The sequence below is a fragment of the Vibrio sp. St2 genome, assembly GCF_947311885.1.
GTDB lineage: Bacteria > Pseudomonadota > Gammaproteobacteria > Enterobacterales > Vibrionaceae > Vibrio > Vibrio coralliilyticus.
In genome coordinates this window covers 22094-40732 of the sequence record NZ_CAMZNA010000020.1, presented here as the reverse complement: position 1 = coordinate 40732, position 18639 = coordinate 22094, and the positions used below count along the sequence as shown (strand labels likewise).

Sequence of the window (18639 nt, the reverse complement as noted above, 5' to 3'; positions counted from 1 at the left end):
GAACTCAGAAGTGAAACGCAATAGCGCCGATGGTAGTGTGGGGCTTCCCCATGTGAGAGTAGGACATCGCCAGGCTTTAAATTTAGACTTAGAGTCTAACCAGTGCGGAGCGGTAGTTCAGTTGGTTAGAATACCGGCCTGTCACGCCGGGGGTCGCGGGTTCGAGTCCCGTCCGCTCCGCCACTTATTTAGAAAAAGCCCTAACAGCGATGTTAGGGCTTTTTCGTATCTGCAGTATTATTTTTTGGTCTATGGCCAACGAGTCCAGTTTTAGCGCAAACTCGGACTCTGTTATCACTTATTAGGGTCAACCACTTATTGAGAAACCCAGTCGAACTGAAATTTAAAGCCCGTTACTGACGCAACGGGCTTGTTTGTGTCTGGAGATGAGTGCTGAAGTATTCGTCTTAGGTTGGCTAGAAGCAATATTTATACATAGCCTTGGAAAGTATCTCGACAGTAGGGTCGATAAACTCAAACGCCAGAAATTCATCCGGTTGGTGAGCTTGGTCAATAGACCCCGGGCCAAGTACTAGCGTTGGACATAGCTGTTGAAGGAAGGGGGCTTCAGTACAGTAATTGACAGTTTCTGAGTCAGTGCCACATATCTCTTCCACGCCTCCTATAAAAGGATGATCATGCTGACATTCGTAACCAGGAATCGGTTCGTGTAGAGGTGTTATATCAATCCGGCCAGGCCATTTGGTCTCGATTTCTTTTAAGGCGCCACGAAGCATGTTATCCAAGCCATCAAGGCTTATCCCAGGCAGAGGGCGTACGTCATAATGAAGCTCACAACAACCACAGATGCGGTTAGCGCTGTCTCCACCATGAATGTGACCAAGGTTAAGTGTTGGGCTTGGAATCGCGAACCCAGGATGGTGATACTCTTTGATGAGCTTGTCACGCAACTGCATCATGGCAAAAAGGATTTCATGCATGATTTCAATGGCGTTGACTCCTAAAGTCGGATCTGACGAATGGCCAGATTTGCCTGTGACTCGAATAGCATTGGCAACATGGCCTTTATGGCCTCGTATCGGAACCAAACTAGTAGGCTCCCCGATAATGCAATAGTCCGGCTTGAATGGTGCATTATCGGTAAAATGACGTGCACCAAGCATGGTTGTCTCTTCATCACAAGTCGCTAAGACATATAACGGCTTACTTTGTTTACTCCAGTCAACCTTCTTTACTGCTTCAAGAATGAAAGCAAAGAAACCTTTCATATCAGCCGTTCCTAGACCATAGAAGCGGTTATTCGCTTCGGTGAGGGCATGAGGTTCGTAATTCCAGCGGCCTTCATCGAAAGGTACTGTATCGCTGTGACCAGCCAGCATAAGCCCTCCTTCACCGCTTCCTATTTTACCTAGCAGATTAAACTTCCCGGGTTCGACTTCGATAATGTCGACTTCAAAACCTATGTCTTGCATCCAACTGGCAAGCTTTTCAATGACTTTTGCATTCCCTTCATCCCAACTTGGATCGGTTGAACTGATGGAAGAGGTAGAAATCAGGCCTTTGTAGACCTCAAGAAAACTGGGTATTTGCATATTAAGTTCGCTTTGCCTGTTGACATAAATCAATAATGAAGGTAAAACACATAATAAATCAGTTTTAATGAATAAAAAACCATTAAAAGCTAAGTTTATTAAATTTATAGTCACTGGTTGTGTGACGATTTTAAGGTCTTAATGGATGTCTGAGATGCTCAAAACTACAATTATTGGCGCCAGCGGTTATACCGGAGCTGAGTTAGCACTGATGGTGCATAAACACCCACAACTTACGCTATCAGGTTTATATGTATCCGCCAATAGTGTTGATGCCGGTAAATGTATCTCTGAGCTACATGGAAAACTGGCAGGTATTATCAGTCAGCCTGTAGAGCCTTTGAAAGATATCAATGATGTAGCGGCGGAAAGCGATGTGGTTTTTCTTGCTACTGCCCATGAGGTCAGCCACGACATCGCGCCTACGTTTTTGACACAAGGTTGCCAGGTATTCGACTTGTCGGGCGCTTTCCGAGTTAAGAAACACGGCTTCTATAACGAATTTTATGGCTTTGAGCATCAACATGAAAATTGGCTAGATAGCGCAGCTTACGGTCTTGCTGAGTGGAACCACAACGCTATTAAACACAGCCAGCTCATTGCTGTGCCGGGCTGTTACCCAACAGCCTCACAGCTTGCGATTAAACCTTTGGTCGAGGCGGGTTTGCTGGATTCTGTTCAGTGGCCAGTAATCAATGCAACCAGTGGTGTCTCGGGAGCTGGTCGAAAAGCATCGAAGACCAACAGTTTCTGTGAAGTGAGTTTGCAGCCTTATGGTGTGTTCAGCCACAGGCACCAACCTGAGATCGCGACTCATCTGGGGACTGAGGTAATTTTCACCCCTCACTTAGGTAACTTTAAACGTGGCATCCTTGCGACCATCACTATGAAGTTAGCTAGCGGAGTGAGTGAGCAGCAGATCTCAAAAGCATTTAATACGGCATATGAGAATAAACCTGCGGTGCGCCTGCACCAAGCGACGTTACCAAGTATTCAACATGTTGAAAATACACCTTTCTGCGATATTGGTTGGAAGGTACAAGGCGAGCATATCATTGTCGTTTCTGCGATTGATAACTTGCTTAAAGGCGCATCGAGTCAAGCGATGCAGTGTTTAAATATCCACTACGGATTTCCAGAGTTAACTGCCCTTGTATAAGCAAGTCGGTAAAGGGAAAAGTAATGACAGATAACAAACCAACTCCATTAGTGATCAAATTGGGCGGTGCTGCCCTTTCGTGTACTGAGACGTTAAGTCAGGTTTTTAGTGCAATTGCTGACTATCAGAAGCAGGCTCAGCGACGAATCGTGATCGTCCATGGAGGAGGTTATCTTGTGGACGATCTTATGGCCCAGCTTCAGATTGAAACGCTGAAGAAAGACGGGCTTCGTGTCACTCCCTATGAGCAAATTCCCTTGATAGCAGGTGCTTTAGCCGGTACGGCGAACAAGATGCTTCAGGGGCAGGCGATCAAAGACGGTTTGAATGCTGTTGGCTTGTCCCTTGCTGATGGTGGGCTGTGTCAGGTTGAAGAGTTGGATCCAGAACTTGGTGCTGTTGGTAAAGCGACGCCGGGTAACTCTACGGTATTACAGGCGATTTTAGCGGCTGACACATTGCCAATCATTAGCTCAATTGGCCTGACTGCAGAAGGCCAGATGATGAACGTCAACGCTGACCAAGCTGCAGTTGCCGTTGCTGGCGCCTTGGATGCTGAGCTTGTTTTGTTGTCAGACGTGAGTGGCGTTTTGGATGGCAAAGGGCATCTGATCAAAAGCTTAGATGAGCAAGAGGCGCAAAGTCTGATTAATGGGCAGGTAATCACTGACGGTATGATCGTCAAAGTCAATGCAGCACTGGAAGCGGCTAATGATTTAGGCCGACCAATAGAAGTTGCTACCTGGCGTTATCCAGAAAAGCTTAACGAGCTGTTTGCTGGGCAAAGCATCGGAACACAATTTTTACCTAAGAATTAGTCGCTTGTGTTAAGACACGAGCACAACAAAAAGAACGAAAAGTCACCCGTAGCACTGACCGCCACGCGCAGAGCTGGGATTTTGGAGAAAAGAAAATGAGCAAGTTAAAAGTAAATAAAGTAGTAGTCGCATATTCTGGCGGTCTGGATACTTCAGTGATTATCCCTTGGTTGAAAGAAAACTATGACTGTGAAGTGGTCGCGTTTGTTGCCGATGTTGGCCAAGGTGCAGAAGAATTAGAAGGCATCGAAGCAAAAGCGAAGGCTTCAGGTGCATCTGAGTGTTATGTCGCTGACCTGAAAGAAGAAATGGTCGCAGACTACATCTACCCGACGCTGAAAACAGGTGCTTACTACGAAGGCAAATACTTGTTGGGTACATCGATGGCTCGCCCAATCATTGCGAAAGCTCAGGTTGAGGTTGCGCGTAAAGTAGGTGCTGATGCCCTTTGTCATGGCTGTACAGGTAAAGGTAACGACCAAGTACGTTTTGAAGGCGCTTTTGCCGCTTTGGCCCCTGATCTTCATGTGATTGCCCCTTGGCGCGAATGGGATCTGGTTAGCCGTGAAGAGTGTCTGGACTACCTTGCTGAACGCAACATTCCTTGTACGGCTTCACTAACGAAGATTTATTCACGTGATGCTAATGCATGGCACATCTCAACAGAAGGTGGTGTTCTGGAAAATACGTGGAATGCGCCTAATGAAGACTGCTGGGTTTGGACAGCCGATCCTGAGCAAGCTCCGAATGAAGCTGAATACGTGACGCTGAAAGTCGAAAAAGGCGAAGTGGTTGGCGTGGATGGTGAAAACATGACGCCATACAACGCACTTGTTTACCTGAATGAAAAAGGTGCTAAGCATGGTGTTGGCCGTATCGATATTGTAGAAAACCGTCTGGTTGGTATGAAGTCTCGTGGTTGTTATGAAACTCCGGGTGGTACGATTATGATGGAAGCGCTGCGTGCTGTTGAGCAGCTGGTACTGGATAAGACCGCATTTGAATTCCGTGAAGAACTAGGCGTTAAGGCTTCTCATCTTGTATACGACGGCCGTTGGTTCACACCATTGTGTAAATCCATTCTCGCAGCGTCAGAAGAACTGGCTCAAGATGTAAATGGTGAAGTCGTGATTAAGTTGTATAAAGGTCAAGCTACGGTGACCCAGAAGCGCTCAGTGAACAGCCTTTATTGTGAAGAGTTTGCTACTTTTGGTGAAGATGAAGTTTACGATCAAAGCCATGCAGAAGGCTTCATTCGCCTTTACTCACTGTCTAGCCGTATTCGTGCGCTGAATAGTCAGAAAAAGTAACCCTTAACTTATCTAGCTGACGAGCCCATTTGCTTAGCAAATGGGCTCGTTGTTTTTTGGTAACCAAAACAACAGCGCTTAAAATGTCCATGAATAAATATGTAGAAATAATGAATTAATACTTTATTTTTGGTTTGAATTGCCGTAAGTTTGAACCATCAGAAAAATACTGGGTTTCACCCAGAAATAGCAATAGATCAAAAACTGTTCGCACTGACAGTGAGCACCGGTAATCAGGAGATACGCAATGGCATTATGGGGCGGAAGATTTACCCAAGCAGCAGACACGAGATTCAAAGAATTTAACGATTCATTGCGCTTTGATTACCGATTGGCAGAACAAGATATTGTGGGCTCAATCGCTTGGTCGAAAGCGTTGTTATCAGTGGATGTGCTTAATGAAGAAGAGCAACAGAAGCTAGAACTGGCGTTGAATGAACTTAAGCTAGAAGTGATGGAAGATCCTCATCAGATCCTTCGTTCTGACGCGGAAGATATCCATTCATGGGTTGAGCAACAACTGATTGGCAAAGTGGGTGACTTAGGCAAAAAACTGCACACAGGCCGTTCTAGAAACGATCAGGTCGCGACTGACCTTAAACTCTGGTGTCGTCAGCAAGGTCAACAGCTACTGATGGCATTGGACCGTCTGCAATCTCAAATGGTATCGGTCGCGAAAGAGCATCAGGCAACGGTTCTGCCGGGCTACACGCACTTGCAACGTGCCCAGCCGGTGACGTTTGCTCATTGGTGTTTGGCTTATGTGGAAATGTTCGAGCGGGACTACTCGCGTCTTCATGATGCCATCGAACGTTTAGATACCTGCCCGCTTGGCTCTGGTGCTTTGGCGGGAACGGCTTATCCTATCGACCGGGAGCAACTGGCACATAACCTTGGCTTTCGCCGTGCGACACGTAACTCACTGGATTCGGTCTCCGACCGTGATCATGTTATGGAGCTGATGTCGGTAGCTTCTATCTCTATGCTTCACTTGTCGCGTTTGGCAGAAGATATGATTTTCTACAACTCGGGTGAGTCAAACTTTATTGAGCTGGCGGATACTGTGACCTCTGGATCGTCGTTGATGCCACAAAAGAAAAACCCAGATGCGCTGGAGCTGATCCGTGGTAAGACAGGGCGGGTCTACGGCTCACTGGCTGGCATGATGATGACGGTGAAAGCATTGCCGCTCGCTTACAACAAAGATATGCAGGAAGACAAAGAAGGGCTGTTCGACGCACTAGACACCTGGAACGACTGTATGGAAATGGCAGCGCTTTGTTTTGATGGCATCAAAGTAAACGGCGAGCGCACATTGGAAGCCGCGAAACAAGGCTATGCCAATGCCACTGAGTTGGCAGATTATCTGGTGGCTAAAGGCATCCCATTCCGTGAAGCACACCATATTGTGGGTGTTGCAGTAGTGGGGGCCATTGCGAAAGGTTGTGCGTTAGAAGAACTGTCGATTGCGGAACTGAAAGAGTTCTCCTCAGTTATAGAAGAAGATGTTTACAGCATACTGACGATAGAATCATGCCTTGAGAAGCGTAGTGCACTGGGCGGGGTCTCTCCAAAGCAAGTCGCTCATGCGGTCGAGCAAGCGGAAGGGCGCCTTATCAAACGGGATACCTCTGCGGTGAATGTTCGACCTGCGCGCTTAACGGATATTGAAGCGCTAGAAGGTATGGTGACCTACTGGGCGAATATGGGGGAGAACTTACCTCGTTCACGCAGTGAATTGGTGAGAGATATTGGCTCTTTCGCGGTCGCAGAGCACCATGGTGAGGTGACCGGATGTGCATCGCTTTATGTCTATGACTCTGGGCTGGCCGAAATTCGATCTCTGGGTGTCGAAGCGGGTTGGCAAGGACAAGGTCAGGGAAGCGCGATTGTACAGTACTTGGTGGAAAAAGCGCGCCAGATGGCGATCAAGAAAGTGTTCGTCCTGACTCGTACGCCTGAATTCTTTATGAAGCAAAGTTTTCTACCGACATCGAAGTCGCTATTACCGGAGAAAGTGCTTAAAGATTGTGATCAGTGCCCTCGTCAGCACGCTTGTGATGAAGTGGCGCTAGAAGTGAATCTGGTTGAGAAATCCATCGCGCGAGCAAATGTTGCTTAACGCATTGATGGTTAAGGTTTTCGAAGAAAGATCAAAAAAGATCGAATGTTTTTGGGAACCTTATTCAAAAGGCAGGGTCTATTAAAGTACCACTGCTTTTTCTTAGAAGAATCTAAGAGAGCCCCAGAATCGACGTTGATTTTGGGGCTTTTTTCTTTTCTCGTACCAAGAATGTTTCTCCAAACCCATTACCTCTAACCTTTTTTGTTTCTGCGTCGCCAAGGCAAAATGACAAAGCGCATCCAGAGGTGAAGGAATAACAAGCCGTTAAATGCGAACCCTGCGATGATCAAAGCGATGGACTCTATGCTTTGAGGGCTATCCCTGAAGGCAAACCACCAGATAACCCAGCACAATACCGATAGCACAGTAAGCTGATCCATACATCGTTGACAACGGCCTATTTTTTTCCAGAACCAGTTGCTGTTTTTACAGTAGTCGCATGTCATGAGCATCGTTTATTGGGTAACATGTGCTTTGATAATATCTCAAGCTAACGTGAAAGTGATAAAAATGATCGAACGTCAACAAACTAAACAACGTATGAGCCGTATCGTGAAGCATAACGGTACGATTTACCTATGTGGACAAGTGTGTGCGGATGCGACTAAAGGCATTACTGAACAGACGCAAACCATGCTCGACAAAGTTGAAGAGCTGCTGCTTGAAGCGGGCAGTGACAAGGAGCATATGTTGTCTGCGACGATTTATTTGAAGGACATGAAAGACTTCCAGGAAATGAATGCGGTGTGGGATGCATGGGTTCCTGAAGGTCATGCTCCAGCTCGAGCATGTGTTACTGCTGATATGGCGCGTGAAGCCTTGTTGGTGGAGATCTCTGTGATTGCAGCAGAGAAATAACGAGGTCTATATGATAAAAAACGAGCCAATTGGCTCGTTTTTATTTTTTTGTTTAGGGTTAGCAACCCGGTCCACAATCAAGACAGTGTTTAATCATCTCTGGGCCTAAGTGCAGTTTCGCATTCAGGTCGCGTAGAGCAGTGCGAACTCCTTCTTCAATCACTGGGTGATAGAAAGGCATATCGAGCATTTCTGAAACGGTCATCTTATTTTGATGTGCCCACGCCAGTAAGTGTGCAAGATGCTCAGCATTAGGTCCTATCATTTCGGCCCCTAGGAAACGCCCGGTACCTTGTTCACCATAGACATGCAAGATGCCTTTGTTGCGTAGCATAACGCGAGAACGACCTTGACCTTCAAATGACACTTCCCCTGTCGCAAAGCAGCCACAGTTACCTAGACGAGTTTCAAGTTGCTTAAAGGATTCACCTACCATTGCAATCTGAGGGTCAGAGAATACCGCCGAGATTGACGAACGACGTAATCCTGCTCGGATATCTGGATAGCGACCTGCATTGTCACCGGCAATTCGGCCTTGATCTGCCGCCTCATGGAGCAACGGAATCTGGTTACTGGCATCGCCGGCGATAAAAATATTGTCTACCGATGTTTGCAGTGTGTAATGATCGGCTGTTGGTACGCCGCGTTCATCAAGGGCAACTTGGGTATTTTCAATTGCCAACTGATCGACATTTGGACGGCGACCCGTCGCAGCAAGTACATAGTCAACAATGAAGGTTTCCAGCTCGCCATCGTGATTGATGAATTGGATCTCGACTTTATCTTCACCTTCTACGCGTCGCATGCTTTCGACTTTCACGTCAGCATCAAGATAGAACTCTTCTTTAAACACTTTGTCGGCATAGGCCATGACTTCAGGGTCCGTCAGCGGTCCTACCTGACCACCGAGGCCGAACAGTTTGACTTTCACCCCAAGCCGATGCAGTGCCTGCCCCAGTTCGAGGCCGATCACTCCCGGTCCAAAGACGGCTACCGATTCAGGCAGATCATCCCAATCAAACACATCATCATTAATGACCAAACGATCCCCTAGCTCATTCCAGACACCCGGATAAGCCGGGCGAGAGCCTGTTGCAATCACAATACGTTTGGCCGTGATCTGGGTATGGTCATCCACCATCAATGTGTTGTTGTCGACAAATTTAGCGTAGCCCGCGATTTTGTCTTCAGCTGGGATCTCATCCACGCCTTCAAGTACAAAGCCAACGAAGCGATCACGCTCTCTCTTGACGCGATCCATGACTTCACGGCCATTGATGACAACCTCACCTTGTGGATGGATACCAAAGCCTGGTGCTTTTTCTATCTGATGTACACTTTCTGCAGCCGCGATCAGCAGCTTGGAAGGCATACAGCCCACTCGAGCACAGGTTGTTCCGTATGGTCCACCTTCAATCATAACGACACTAGAGGTATGCGCTTTGGCTGAGCGATAGGCGCCTAGACCGGCTGTACCACCACCTATAATGGCGACATCGACATTGAGCTGTTTCATTGTGAGTTCTCGCTTTGTCTGTCCAGGCTTCCTAGCCAACCTGGGGAGATGAATATGATTCCGCTACCAGAGTAAAATTCAGATAGCGGCTGGGTTCTGGAATAGACTCCCCGACCTTAGGTAAGGCCGGAGAATCGAGGTAGCGATATAATTAGCCTAGGTAAGATTCAAGCTCTTCGCTGCCACCAATGTGCTTACCACCGATGAAGACTTGAGGTACCGTTGTACGGCCTGAAATAGCACGTAAACTTACTGTTGTTGCATCTTTACCCAGAATCACTTCCTCATACTGAAGACCGTGGTCGATAAGATTTTGTTTCGCCTTGGCACAGAAAGGACAGCCTGGTTTAGTGAATACAGTGATCGATTCCTGTGTTTTGTAGTTAGGTGCGATGTAATTCAGCATAGTATCTGCATCAGACACTTTGAACGGGTCGCCTGGCTCGTTTGGTTCAATGAACATTTTCTCAACCACGCCATCTTTAACCAGCATGCTGTAGCGCCATGAGCGTTTGCCAAAGCCAAGATCGTTCTTGTCAACCAGTAGCCCCATACCATCCGTGAATTCACCGTTACCATCTGGTAGGAAAGTGATGTTGTCTGCTTCCTGGTCATTTTTCCAAGCGTTCATCACAAAAGTGTCATTCACAGAGACACAGATAATTTCGTCGACGCCGTGGTCTTGAAAGACAGGGAACAACTCGTTGTAGCGAGGTAGGTGACTCGATGAACAGGTTGGTGTAAATGCACCTGGTAGACTGAACAGGATCACTGTCTTGCCTTTAAACAGCTCATCGCTGGTGACATTAACCCAAGCATCACCTTGACGAGTTGGGAATGTAACTTGTGGAACGTTTTGACCTTCTTTTGACGCAAACATAGTAGTGTCCTTTGGTAGATTCTGATTAATTCGTATTAGAGCTTAGCGTGTTTTTGCTAAGTGACTTTGTTTCGATGAGGTTATTATTCTAAATTTTCTTTGATAGCTCTAATCGTTTAATGCTATGGTTTTGATAGATGTTTTCTATCGTATCGAGATAGGTAAATTAGCAAGATGAATATCCGTGATTTTGAGTATCTGGTAGCGCTCGCTGAGCACAACCACTTCCGTAAGGCCGCTGAAGCCTGCTTTGTCAGCCAACCGACGCTGAGCGGGCAGATCCGTAAATTGGAAGACGAATTGGGTACCGCTTTACTGGAGCGCAGCAGTCGTCGAGTATTGTTTACTGATGCTGGTCTACAGCTAGTGGATCAGGCCAAACGTATTCTGTCAGAAGTAAAAACCTTTCGTGATATGGCGAATGGCCAAGGTGAAGCCATGACAGGGCCAATGCACATAGGTTTTATTCCAACAGTTGGTCCTTATCTATTGCCGAAAATCGTACCGACGTTGAAGGAACAGTTCCCAGAGCTAGAACTGTTCTTACATGAAGCACAGACTCACCAGCTGGTACGTCAGTTGGAAGATGGCAAGCTCGATTGTCTGGTTTTAGCATCGGTAGCAGAAACGGCCCCATTCAAAGAGATTGCAGTATATGAAGAGCCATTGAGCGTGGCCGTACCGTGTGATCATGAATGGTCTGCTCTTGAAGAGATCGACATGCTGGAGCTGAATGGCAAAACCGTGCTCGCACTGGGTGATGGGCACTGCCTGCGTGATCAGGCGCTGGGTTTTTGTTTTGCCGCTGGGGCAAAAGATGATGAGCGTTTTAAAGCGACGAGTCTTGAAACTCTGCGTAACATGGTTGCTGCAGGGGCAGGTATCACTCTGTTACCCGAGTTATCGCTACCGAAAGAAAAGCAAAAAGATGGTGTGTGTTATGTCCGAGCGACTAACCCAGTGCCTTCTCGTAGCATTGTTCTAGCGTACCGCCCTGGTTCGCCGCTGCGTGCGCGTTTCGAACAGCTGGCTGAAGCAATAAAGCAACAGCTTGAAGCCAAGTAAATCTTAGCTAATAAAAAAGGGCGGATGTCATGACATCCGCCCTTTTTGTTTTGATGCTGGTTAGAACAACTCTTCACTTTCAGCAGAGGTATAGATGCTGTCAGTAATTTCATCAGTGACGTATTCGGTAGGCTCCGTCCCTTCAAGGAAGTACTCAAACATCGAGCTAGAGTCGAACTTGTTGGTCAGTAGCCCTGAATCACGGTCAATTCTTACGCGAACAATATTTGGTGGTATGACTTTCTGCTGAGCAGGTACACCCGCTAGGGCGGTGTGCATAAAGTCAACCCAAGCTGGCTGAGCGGTTTTCGCGCCAGCTTCGGCACCGGAAATTTGTTCTTTGCCTAAATTGCTGTTTGGTTTAGTGCGGCCAAGCTTACGATTGTGGTCATCAAAACCGACCCAGGATACTGCGACCATGCCCGGTCCGTAGCCGTTGTACCACGCATCTTTTGAGTCATTAGTGGTACCCGTTTTACCGCCGACGTCACGACGTTTTAGGGCTTGTGCTCGCCAGCCGGTACCATTCCAGCCAGTACCATCGCGCCAGTTACCGCCACCCCAAATGTTGCTGTACATCATTTCACGCACGAGAAACGCAGTCTGTTCAGAGATCACCTGCGGCGCGTATTGAGGTGTTTGATCATCTTGAGGCTCAACGTCTTGTTCCTGGAACTCGTTAGTGGCGGTTTCCGTCGCTGTTTGTTCACAGTCTTGACGACAGATGGATTTCGGTGTCGCTTCAAACTCTACATCACCAAATGGGCCTTCCACTTTGCTGATGTAATGCGGTTCGACGTAGTAGCCACCATTAGCAAACACTGAATAGCCTTGTGCCATCTTCATTGGTGTCAGACTGCCTGCACCAAGAGCAATCGTCTCAGAGCGAGGCACCTGATCAATATCGAAGCCAAATCGAGTCAGATACTGGCGCGTTTCATCTAAGCCCACTTCACGCAGCACGCGCACTGCCATGACGTTTTTAGATTGCGCTAAGCCGATTCTTAATCGAGTTGGACCGATATAAGTCGGAGGCGAGTTTTTCGGGCGCCAGGCTGTCCCTTGGCTCTTATCCCATTGGTTAATTGGCGCATCGTTGACCAATGTCGCTAGAGTCAGACCCTTATCGATTGCCGCCGAGTAAATAAATGGTTTGATACTGGAGCCAACCTGACGTACGGATTGTGTCGCACGGTTGAATTTATTGTGAACGAAGTTGAAACCGCCAACCAGAGACAAGACTGCGCCATTTTCTGGGTCCATAGCAACAAAAGCGGTATTGGCATTTGGCACCTGGCTTAAGTGCCAAGCTGTTTGCACTTCATCGTCTTCAACAGGTGTCTCTACCTGACGGACCCAAATTTGTTCACCTTCTTCCAGTACATCCGTGGCCGCTTTTGGTGCTGGGCCTTGGCGGTCATCGGTGAGGAATTTACGCGCCCACTTGATGCCATCCCATTCGAGCGTTTTTATGCCTTGGTTTTTCACCCAGATAGTTGCTTGTTGAGCTGTGACTTGCGTGACGACCGCGGGGAGTAGGGAGCCGTAGGTTGGCACTCGGTCCAAAGTGTCATCAATTTTTTGTTCATCGAATGCTGTCTGACCTGCTTTCCACAGGACTTTTTCAGCGCCGCGGTATCCGTGACGTTCATCGTACGCTAGCAGGTTATTGATCGCTGCTTCATTGGCTGCAGACTGCAGTTTAGAATCCACGGTGGTGTAGACATTCATTCCTGAGCTATAAGCTTCTTCACCGTAACGCGCGACCATCCATGCACGAGCCAGCTCTGCCACATAAGGCGCACTCAGTTCAATCTCTGCGCCATGGTAGCGCGACATGATCTCTTCAGCACGAGCCTGTTGATACTCATCTTCAGTAATGTACTTTTCATCCAGCATACGCTTAAGAACAACGTTGCGACGGCTGGTGGCACGCTGAAGCGAGTAGATAGGGTTCATGGTTGACGGGGCTTTTGGCATGCCTGCCAAGGTGGCAATTTCACTCAACGTTAGGTTCTGTAGATCTTTGCCAAAATAAGTCTGCGCTGCTGCGCCAAAGCCATACGAACGGTAACCTAAGAAAATTTTATTCACATACAGCTCAAGGATCTCTTCTTTACTCAGCAGTTGTTCAATGTGAATAGCGATAAAGATCTCTTTGATTTTTCGCATGATCTTTTTGTCATTGGACAAGAAGAAGTTACGCGCCAGCTGCTGAGTGATCGTGCTCGCACCTTGCTTGGCCGAGCCTGAAAGAGCAACTACAACGGCGGCACGTGCGATACCAATAGGGTCGATACCGGGGTGATCGTAGAAACGGCTGTCTTCTGTCGCGATCAGCGCTTCAATCAGGTGTGGGGGAATTTCATCATAGGTGACCGGAATACGTCGCTTCTCACCAAACTGTGAGATCAGCTTGCCGTCTTGAGTGAATATCTGCATTGGTGTCTGCAGTTTGACATCTTTTAAAGTCGCCACATCGGGCAACTCTGGTTTTACGTAGAAGTAGAAACCAACAATGGTCCCGACCCCAAGTACCGTGCAAACCAATACGAAAATAAACAATCGCTTTATGAACTTCACCGGAGAATCCCTGATTAATTAAGCTTACGTTATGCAAACCTAGGTAGTTTAAGCTAAAACGTAGCTCAAATCTGTTTATGTGCTTACTAAATCAACGATTTAAGCCTAAGCGCTAAGCAAGTTTATGGAGCTGAGCTATATGGGTAAATCACTAATTACAGGCATAGATATCAGCCACCAGAGTATCAAAGCGGTGGTCTTAAAACCTGAAAAAGACACTTTTGCACTTGTTGGTTATCACCAAATGCCAGTCGAAGCGGACATTTTCACTGATAACTACAGGTTAAATTATCAGAAAATTGTAAAGAAACTCAAAGAACTAAGAAAGGCTTTGCCACTATTTAGTCGCAAAGTGTGTCTGAGTGTTCCTGATAGTTCAGTAATAAGTAAGCAATTACAAATAGATAGCAATTTGAGTGACGCAGAATGCCAGTTCGCGATTACTCAAGCTTTTGCGAGGCAGTCGTCTGTGGATGTGGAAGCGCTGTATTTGGATTTTACCTTACTGTCCCACGATAAGGCGCAAGAGTACCAAGTCTACGCGGTGAGAAAAGGGGGGGTGGATAGTCGGGTTGCGCCATGCCTTAAAGCGGGTATGGAGCCTGTTCTGATCAACCCCTATTCACATAACCTTGCTCAGCTATGGCGACGTGCTGAAAAACAATATCAACAGTCCAATTGGTTACTGATTGACTTCAACTGGCACGGAATCGCGATGTATTGTGAAGCTGAGCCACTACGCCTGATAGACAAAACGTTCAGCTTGGAAAGTCTGGAACATGACGTTATTTGCAAAACGTTAGAAAAGTTAGTTCTCCATATTCGGCTACTGGATATCAAACCTGACGGGATTTGGTTAAGTGGTGAAATCCATTTTTTCTCTTCGTTTATCCAAACAATGCAGTCCGATGCGGGACTAACGTGTATTCCGCTTAAGCTGGGTGATTTGTTCCGCTGCAAGCAAGAAACGAGAGCAGACTTCGGCCCTCAATTCTCCCAAGCACTTGGGCTGGCGTTAAGTGGTGCTTCTTGGTTGGAGAAGCATAATGCAGCTTAATATCAATCTGATGCCTTGGCGTGAAAGACAACGTCAGATGCAAATCCGTCGATTCCTGCTGGGTCTTTTTGCAGTGAGTGTTGTTGCTGTGCTTAGCATCGCGAGCGTGAGCCGATATTTGCAGTCACAACTGGATATTCAACAGGGGCGAATTGAGCAACTAACTAGGTGGGATAGCAAGCTAGGGCAGCAACAAGCGCAGTTAAGTGCCCTCGAAAAAGAGATAGAGGAATTGAACAGTGAGTTTGCTGCTTTACGCAGTTTGGACTCTAGGCGTTATCTAACCACCCTGCTAGTGAGTCTATTGCCAAGCGTACTCCCAAACGATATCTATCTAGAGCAGATACATACCACAGGCAGGCAAGTCAGGCTGCATGGCAATGCATCCTCAACAGAGCAGCTGTCTATGTTGTTAGAGCAGCTTAAGCGGTCGCCTATGGCTGAGTCGGTCGCCATGCAATCGGTGTTACACCATCAGTCACAGAGTGAGCAAAACTATCAGGTTTTCACATTGACCTTTGAGTTAGTGGGACCAGAATATGATTGATCTACGTGATATTGAACTGGTAACGCTAGCTCAGCTACCTAAGTTCCAGCAACATATCATGTTAGGTACTTATCTACTGGTATTGTTGTTATTGGGTTATGCCCTTCTCCTGTCCCCACAACTCGCCCGATTGGATTTGCAACTGGCTAAGGAGAAACAGCAACTAAGTGCTATTCAGTCGAAAAGTCACAATGTGTCGTCTCTAGAACAACGTAAAAGTGAGCTCGAGTCGCTGCGGAAAAGAAAACACTTGCTGGAAAAACAAGTACTGCAGCCGATGGAATTAACCCAAGTTTTGAGTGACCTTCATCAGATTGCGGAGCAACATGATTTGGTGTTTCCACGCATAGTTCAGGGAAGTCAAACACATGCTGATTCCTACCTACAACGCTCGCTGCAATTTGAGCTCACAGGGCGCTATCGTCAAATTACGGCCTTCTTTCGATCAATCTTAACGTTATCTTATCCGGTTCACTTTGATGCCTTACACTGGCGAAGAGTACAGGCTGGTAGTAATAAGCTGCATGTCAAAGGCCACATCTATCTCTTTCAATCTAACCATGAGGTGAGTGATGCCAACTAAGTTCGTCATGCCATTCATAACACTGATATTGATCGGATGTAGAGCAAATCAACAACCTCTTGAATTGCTTGTGCCTAAAGCAGCACAGCATCAACAGGACGAGAGCTCGGACTTTATCCCTGCTATTGGTCAAGCCCATCTGCGAGTGGTGTCCGATTTTCAATCAGAGCGAGATCCTTTTGCATTGCCTCAGAGCATTTCACGCGTTCGTACCGAGAAGCCACTTTGTCAGTTGAACCCTAACGTCGCCTCAAAGGGTGAGCTGGCAGGCTATCCTCTTCAGCAACTGCGGCTGGCTGGTACGATGGGCAAAGAGCGCGAACACACTGCACTGATCGAGCTTCCTTCCGGGAACATTATTAAATCGAAGCTCGGGCACTCAATTGGTGTCAATAAAGGTACGATCATTAGCATTTCCTCAGATGTGATTCATGTTCGTGAGATGGTGAAAGATCATCAAGGGTGCTGGACAGCCAGAAGTGTCAGGTTAGCGATGAACTAGGTGATATCGAAAATGGTTTGTAAGAGAGCAAGGTGGCTCAGTGTGCTGCTGTTTAGTTTGATGGTTACGCTTAATACCGCAAGAAGTGAAGAGATGAAGCCTGAGCTTGAGGTAGAAGAAAGCAGGACAGACAAGCTTTCCGTCAATTTTCAGGATATTCCGGTGCGCCATGTATTGCAGCAGATTGCGGATTACAACGATTTTAATCTGGTTGTTTCAGATGGCGTGTCTGGCAATCTGACCCTAAGAGTGAAGGAGGTTCCGTGGCCACAGTTACTCGATATCATTTTGCGTATGAAGGGATTAGAGAAGCGCATGGATGGCAGTGTGTTGCTGGTGGCAACGGCGGCTGAAATTGCTCAGTTCAGACAACAAAAGTTGGAACAGGAGAAAGTCACGGCTGAGCTTCAACCGTTAGAATCTGAGATTATCGCTATGAGGTTTGCCAAAGCGGCAGATATTGCGGCATTACTGAGCGATAGCGATAGCGCTGCGACGCGGATGTTGTCTGAACGAGGGGCGATTTCAATCGATACTCGAACCAATAGCCTGTTAATTCGCGATGTTGCTATCAATATTCAAGCGATGAAGGCGATCATTACGGCATTAGATGTGCCGGTGAAACAAGTACAAATTGAGGCGCGCATAGTCAGCTTGAATGAAGGTGATTTACAGGAGTTGGGTGTGCGTTGGGGGTTCAGTTCGACCAACGGCAGTCACAGTGTGGGAGGCTCGATAGAAAATAACTTAGCCAATCTCAATCTGTATGGGGATTCGGACTCGTCACTGGACGATTTTCTCAACGTCAACTTAGCGGCGACGTCCGTGAACGCTTCGACGATTGCTTTTCAGGTCGCTAAGCTGGGCAGTGACACTTTACTGGATTTAGAATTGTCAGCGTTGCAAAGGGAATCGAGAGCAGAAGTTATATCCAGTCCGCGTCTGATTACCACCAACAAGCAACCGGCTTACATTGAGCAGGGGACTGAAATTCCTTATTTAGAGGCGGCCTCAAGCGGTGCAACCAGCGTGAATTTTAAAAAAGCAGTGTTAAGTTTAAAAGTCACCCCGCAAATCACATCGGATAACCGTTTGATTCTCGATCTGAATGTCACCCAAGATAGGCCGGGTCAAGTGGTCAAAACCGGCACTGGGGAAGCTGTTGCGATAGACACGCAACGTATCGGTACTCAGGTCCTGGTCAATAATGGCGAAACCATTGTTCTGGGAGGCATTTATCAGCACAGTGTTTCGGATACGGTCGACCAGGTACCGTTGTTAGGCGACATTCCTTTGCTAGGTGCGCTTTTTCGACGAACTTATCAGCAAATGGGTAAGAGCGAGTTGTTGATTTTTGTAACGCCAACAGTGGTTGCGCCTTAATCAATCAACAAACAGGCAAAAATAAATTTGCATTAGTGTCACCTTATCTAGATAATTTCGGGTCTTATCACGAATTATCTGTGAGGAATAGGTGCCACAAGCATATCTTTGACCAGAGAAATCTTGGTTTTCTTGTGGCGATGTCATTGAATTAACGTTGTAAATTACTGCTGAACATGGCTGAAAAACGCAATATTTTTCTTGTTGGCCCAATGGGTGCCGGCAAAAGTACAATTGGTAGACACTTGGCTCAACAACTTCATATGGAGTTTGTTGACTCGGACACTGTGATTGAAGAGCGCACTGGCGCAGATATCGCTTGGGTATTTGACGTAGAAGGCGAAGAAGGCTTCCGTGTCCGTGAAGAAAGGGTGATCAACGACCTGACAGAAGAACATGGTATTGTTCTGGCAACAGGCGGTGGCTCTATCAAGAGTAAAGAAAACCGCAACCGTTTATCGGCTCGCGGTATCGTCGTTTATTTAGAAACAACGATTGAAAAGCAACTTGCACGTACCAACCGTGACAAGAAACGTCCTCTGCTACAGACGGACAACCCTCGTGATGTGTTGGAGTCACTGGCTGGTGAACGCAACCCTCTTTACGAAGAAATCGCGGATTACACAGTACGTACTGACGATCAAAGTGCAAAAGTGGTAGCCAACCAGATCGTAAAAATGCTAGAAGAACGTTAATACGT

General features: G+C 47.1%; 17 protein-coding genes and 1 tRNA gene. 13 read left to right on the top strand and 5 right to left on the bottom strand.

From position 1 onward, the window contains the following. The first annotated feature begins 106 nt into the window (after window positions 1-106). Window positions 107-183, top strand: a tRNA-Asp gene (locus QMA41_RS24995). Between the two features lie 233 nt (window positions 184-416). Here QMA41_RS24995 and argE read toward each other — a convergent pair. Then, entirely contained in the window at window positions 417-1553 is a 1137-nt protein-coding gene (gene argE / locus QMA41_RS24990) for an acetylornithine deacetylase (protein ID WP_281630856.1), read from the bottom strand. A 154-nt stretch (window positions 1554-1707) separates the two neighbouring features. Between argE and argC the strand changes: the two genes are divergently transcribed. From argC to argH, 4 genes are all read left to right on the top strand, one after another. After that, window positions 1708-2712: an N-acetyl-gamma-glutamyl-phosphate reductase gene (gene argC / locus QMA41_RS24985; RefSeq protein WP_281630855.1), complete on the top strand. Its 1005-nt coding sequence runs from the start codon at window positions 1708-1710 to the stop codon at window positions 2710-2712. Between the two features lie 23 nt (window positions 2713-2735). Next, window positions 2736-3530 (top strand): acetylglutamate kinase, encoded by a 795-nt coding sequence (gene argB / locus QMA41_RS24980; protein ID WP_172847971.1) that lies wholly within the window; start codon window positions 2736-2738, stop codon window positions 3528-3530. 95 nt (window positions 3531-3625) lie between these two features. Beyond that, complete coding sequence (locus tag QMA41_RS24975) at window positions 3626-4840, top strand: argininosuccinate synthase (RefSeq protein ID WP_038164996.1); 1215 nt, start codon at window positions 3626-3628, stop codon at window positions 4838-4840. Window positions 4841-5087: 247 nt separating this feature from the next. Next, window positions 5088-6962 carry an argininosuccinate lyase gene (gene argH, locus QMA41_RS24970; protein ID WP_006957168.1) on the top strand — a complete coding sequence of 625 codons (1875 nt, stop codon included), beginning with the start codon at window positions 5088-5090 and terminating at the stop codon, window positions 6960-6962. 194 nt (window positions 6963-7156) lie between these two features. On the opposite strand, the gene QMA41_RS24965 is transcribed toward argH, so the two are convergent. After that, complete coding sequence (locus QMA41_RS24965; RefSeq protein ID WP_038509266.1) at window positions 7157-7411, bottom strand: DUF3624 domain-containing protein; 255 nt, start codon at window positions 7409-7411, stop codon at window positions 7157-7159. Window positions 7412-7475: 64 nt separating this feature from the next. Here QMA41_RS24965 and QMA41_RS24960 point away from each other — a divergent pair, with 64 nt between their 5' ends. Beyond that, window positions 7476-7823 (top strand): RidA family protein, encoded by a 348-nt coding sequence (locus tag QMA41_RS24960; RefSeq protein WP_006957166.1) that lies wholly within the window; start codon window positions 7476-7478, stop codon window positions 7821-7823. A 58-nt stretch (window positions 7824-7881) separates the two neighbouring features. Here the strand turns inward: QMA41_RS24960 and QMA41_RS24955 are convergent, their stop codons facing one another. Continuing rightward, window positions 7882-9339, bottom strand: a complete 1458-nt coding sequence (locus tag QMA41_RS24955) for a dihydrolipoyl dehydrogenase (protein ID WP_281630854.1) — start codon at window positions 9337-9339, stop codon at window positions 7882-7884. A gap of 151 nt (window positions 9340-9490) precedes the next feature. Continuing rightward, on the bottom strand, window positions 9491-10219 hold the full coding sequence (locus QMA41_RS24950) for a redoxin family protein (protein ID WP_038509272.1): 729 nt from the start codon (window positions 10217-10219) through the stop codon (window positions 9491-9493). 174 nt (window positions 10220-10393) lie between these two features. Here QMA41_RS24950 and oxyR point away from each other — a divergent pair, with 174 nt between their 5' ends. Beyond that, window positions 10394-11284 (top strand): DNA-binding transcriptional regulator OxyR, encoded by an 891-nt coding sequence (oxyR, locus tag QMA41_RS24945; protein WP_021458430.1) that lies wholly within the window; start codon window positions 10394-10396, stop codon window positions 11282-11284. Between the two features lie 60 nt (window positions 11285-11344). Here oxyR and QMA41_RS24940 read toward each other — a convergent pair whose 3' ends face one another. Further along, window positions 11345-13867, bottom strand: coding sequence for a PBP1A family penicillin-binding protein (locus QMA41_RS24940; protein ID WP_281630853.1), 2523 nt, complete (start codon window positions 13865-13867; stop codon window positions 11345-11347). Window positions 13868-14006: 139 nt separating this feature from the next. Here QMA41_RS24940 and pilM point away from each other — a divergent pair, with 139 nt between their 5' ends. From pilM to aroK, 6 genes are all read left to right on the top strand, one after another. Beyond that, on the top strand, window positions 14007-14924 hold the full coding sequence (gene pilM, locus QMA41_RS24935) for a pilus assembly protein PilM (protein ID WP_281630852.1): 918 nt from the start codon (window positions 14007-14009) through the stop codon (window positions 14922-14924). Continuing rightward, a complete protein-coding gene (locus QMA41_RS24930) occupies window positions 14914-15471 on the top strand; it encodes a PilN domain-containing protein (protein WP_281630851.1) in 558 nt (185 codons plus the stop codon). Before pilM ends, QMA41_RS24930 begins: the two co-directional genes overlap by 11 nt. Next, window positions 15464-16054, top strand: coding sequence for a type 4a pilus biogenesis protein PilO (pilO, locus tag QMA41_RS24925; protein ID WP_281630850.1), 591 nt, complete (start codon window positions 15464-15466; stop codon window positions 16052-16054). Before QMA41_RS24930 ends, pilO begins: the two co-directional genes overlap by 8 nt. Further along, the gene (locus QMA41_RS24920) at window positions 16044-16556 is read left to right on the top strand and encodes a pilus assembly protein PilP (protein WP_281630849.1); all 513 of its coding nucleotides are present in this window, start codon (window positions 16044-16046) and stop codon (window positions 16554-16556) included. Before pilO ends, QMA41_RS24920 begins: the two co-directional genes overlap by 11 nt. 93 nt (window positions 16557-16649) lie before the next feature. Next, entirely contained in the window at window positions 16650-17939 is a 1290-nt protein-coding gene (locus QMA41_RS24915; RefSeq protein WP_281630857.1) for a type IV pilus secretin PilQ family protein, read from the top strand. 176 nt (window positions 17940-18115) lie between these two features. Next, complete coding sequence (aroK, locus tag QMA41_RS24910; RefSeq protein WP_006957155.1) at window positions 18116-18634, top strand: shikimate kinase AroK; 519 nt, start codon at window positions 18116-18118, stop codon at window positions 18632-18634. Window positions 18635-18639: the final 5 nt, after the last annotated feature.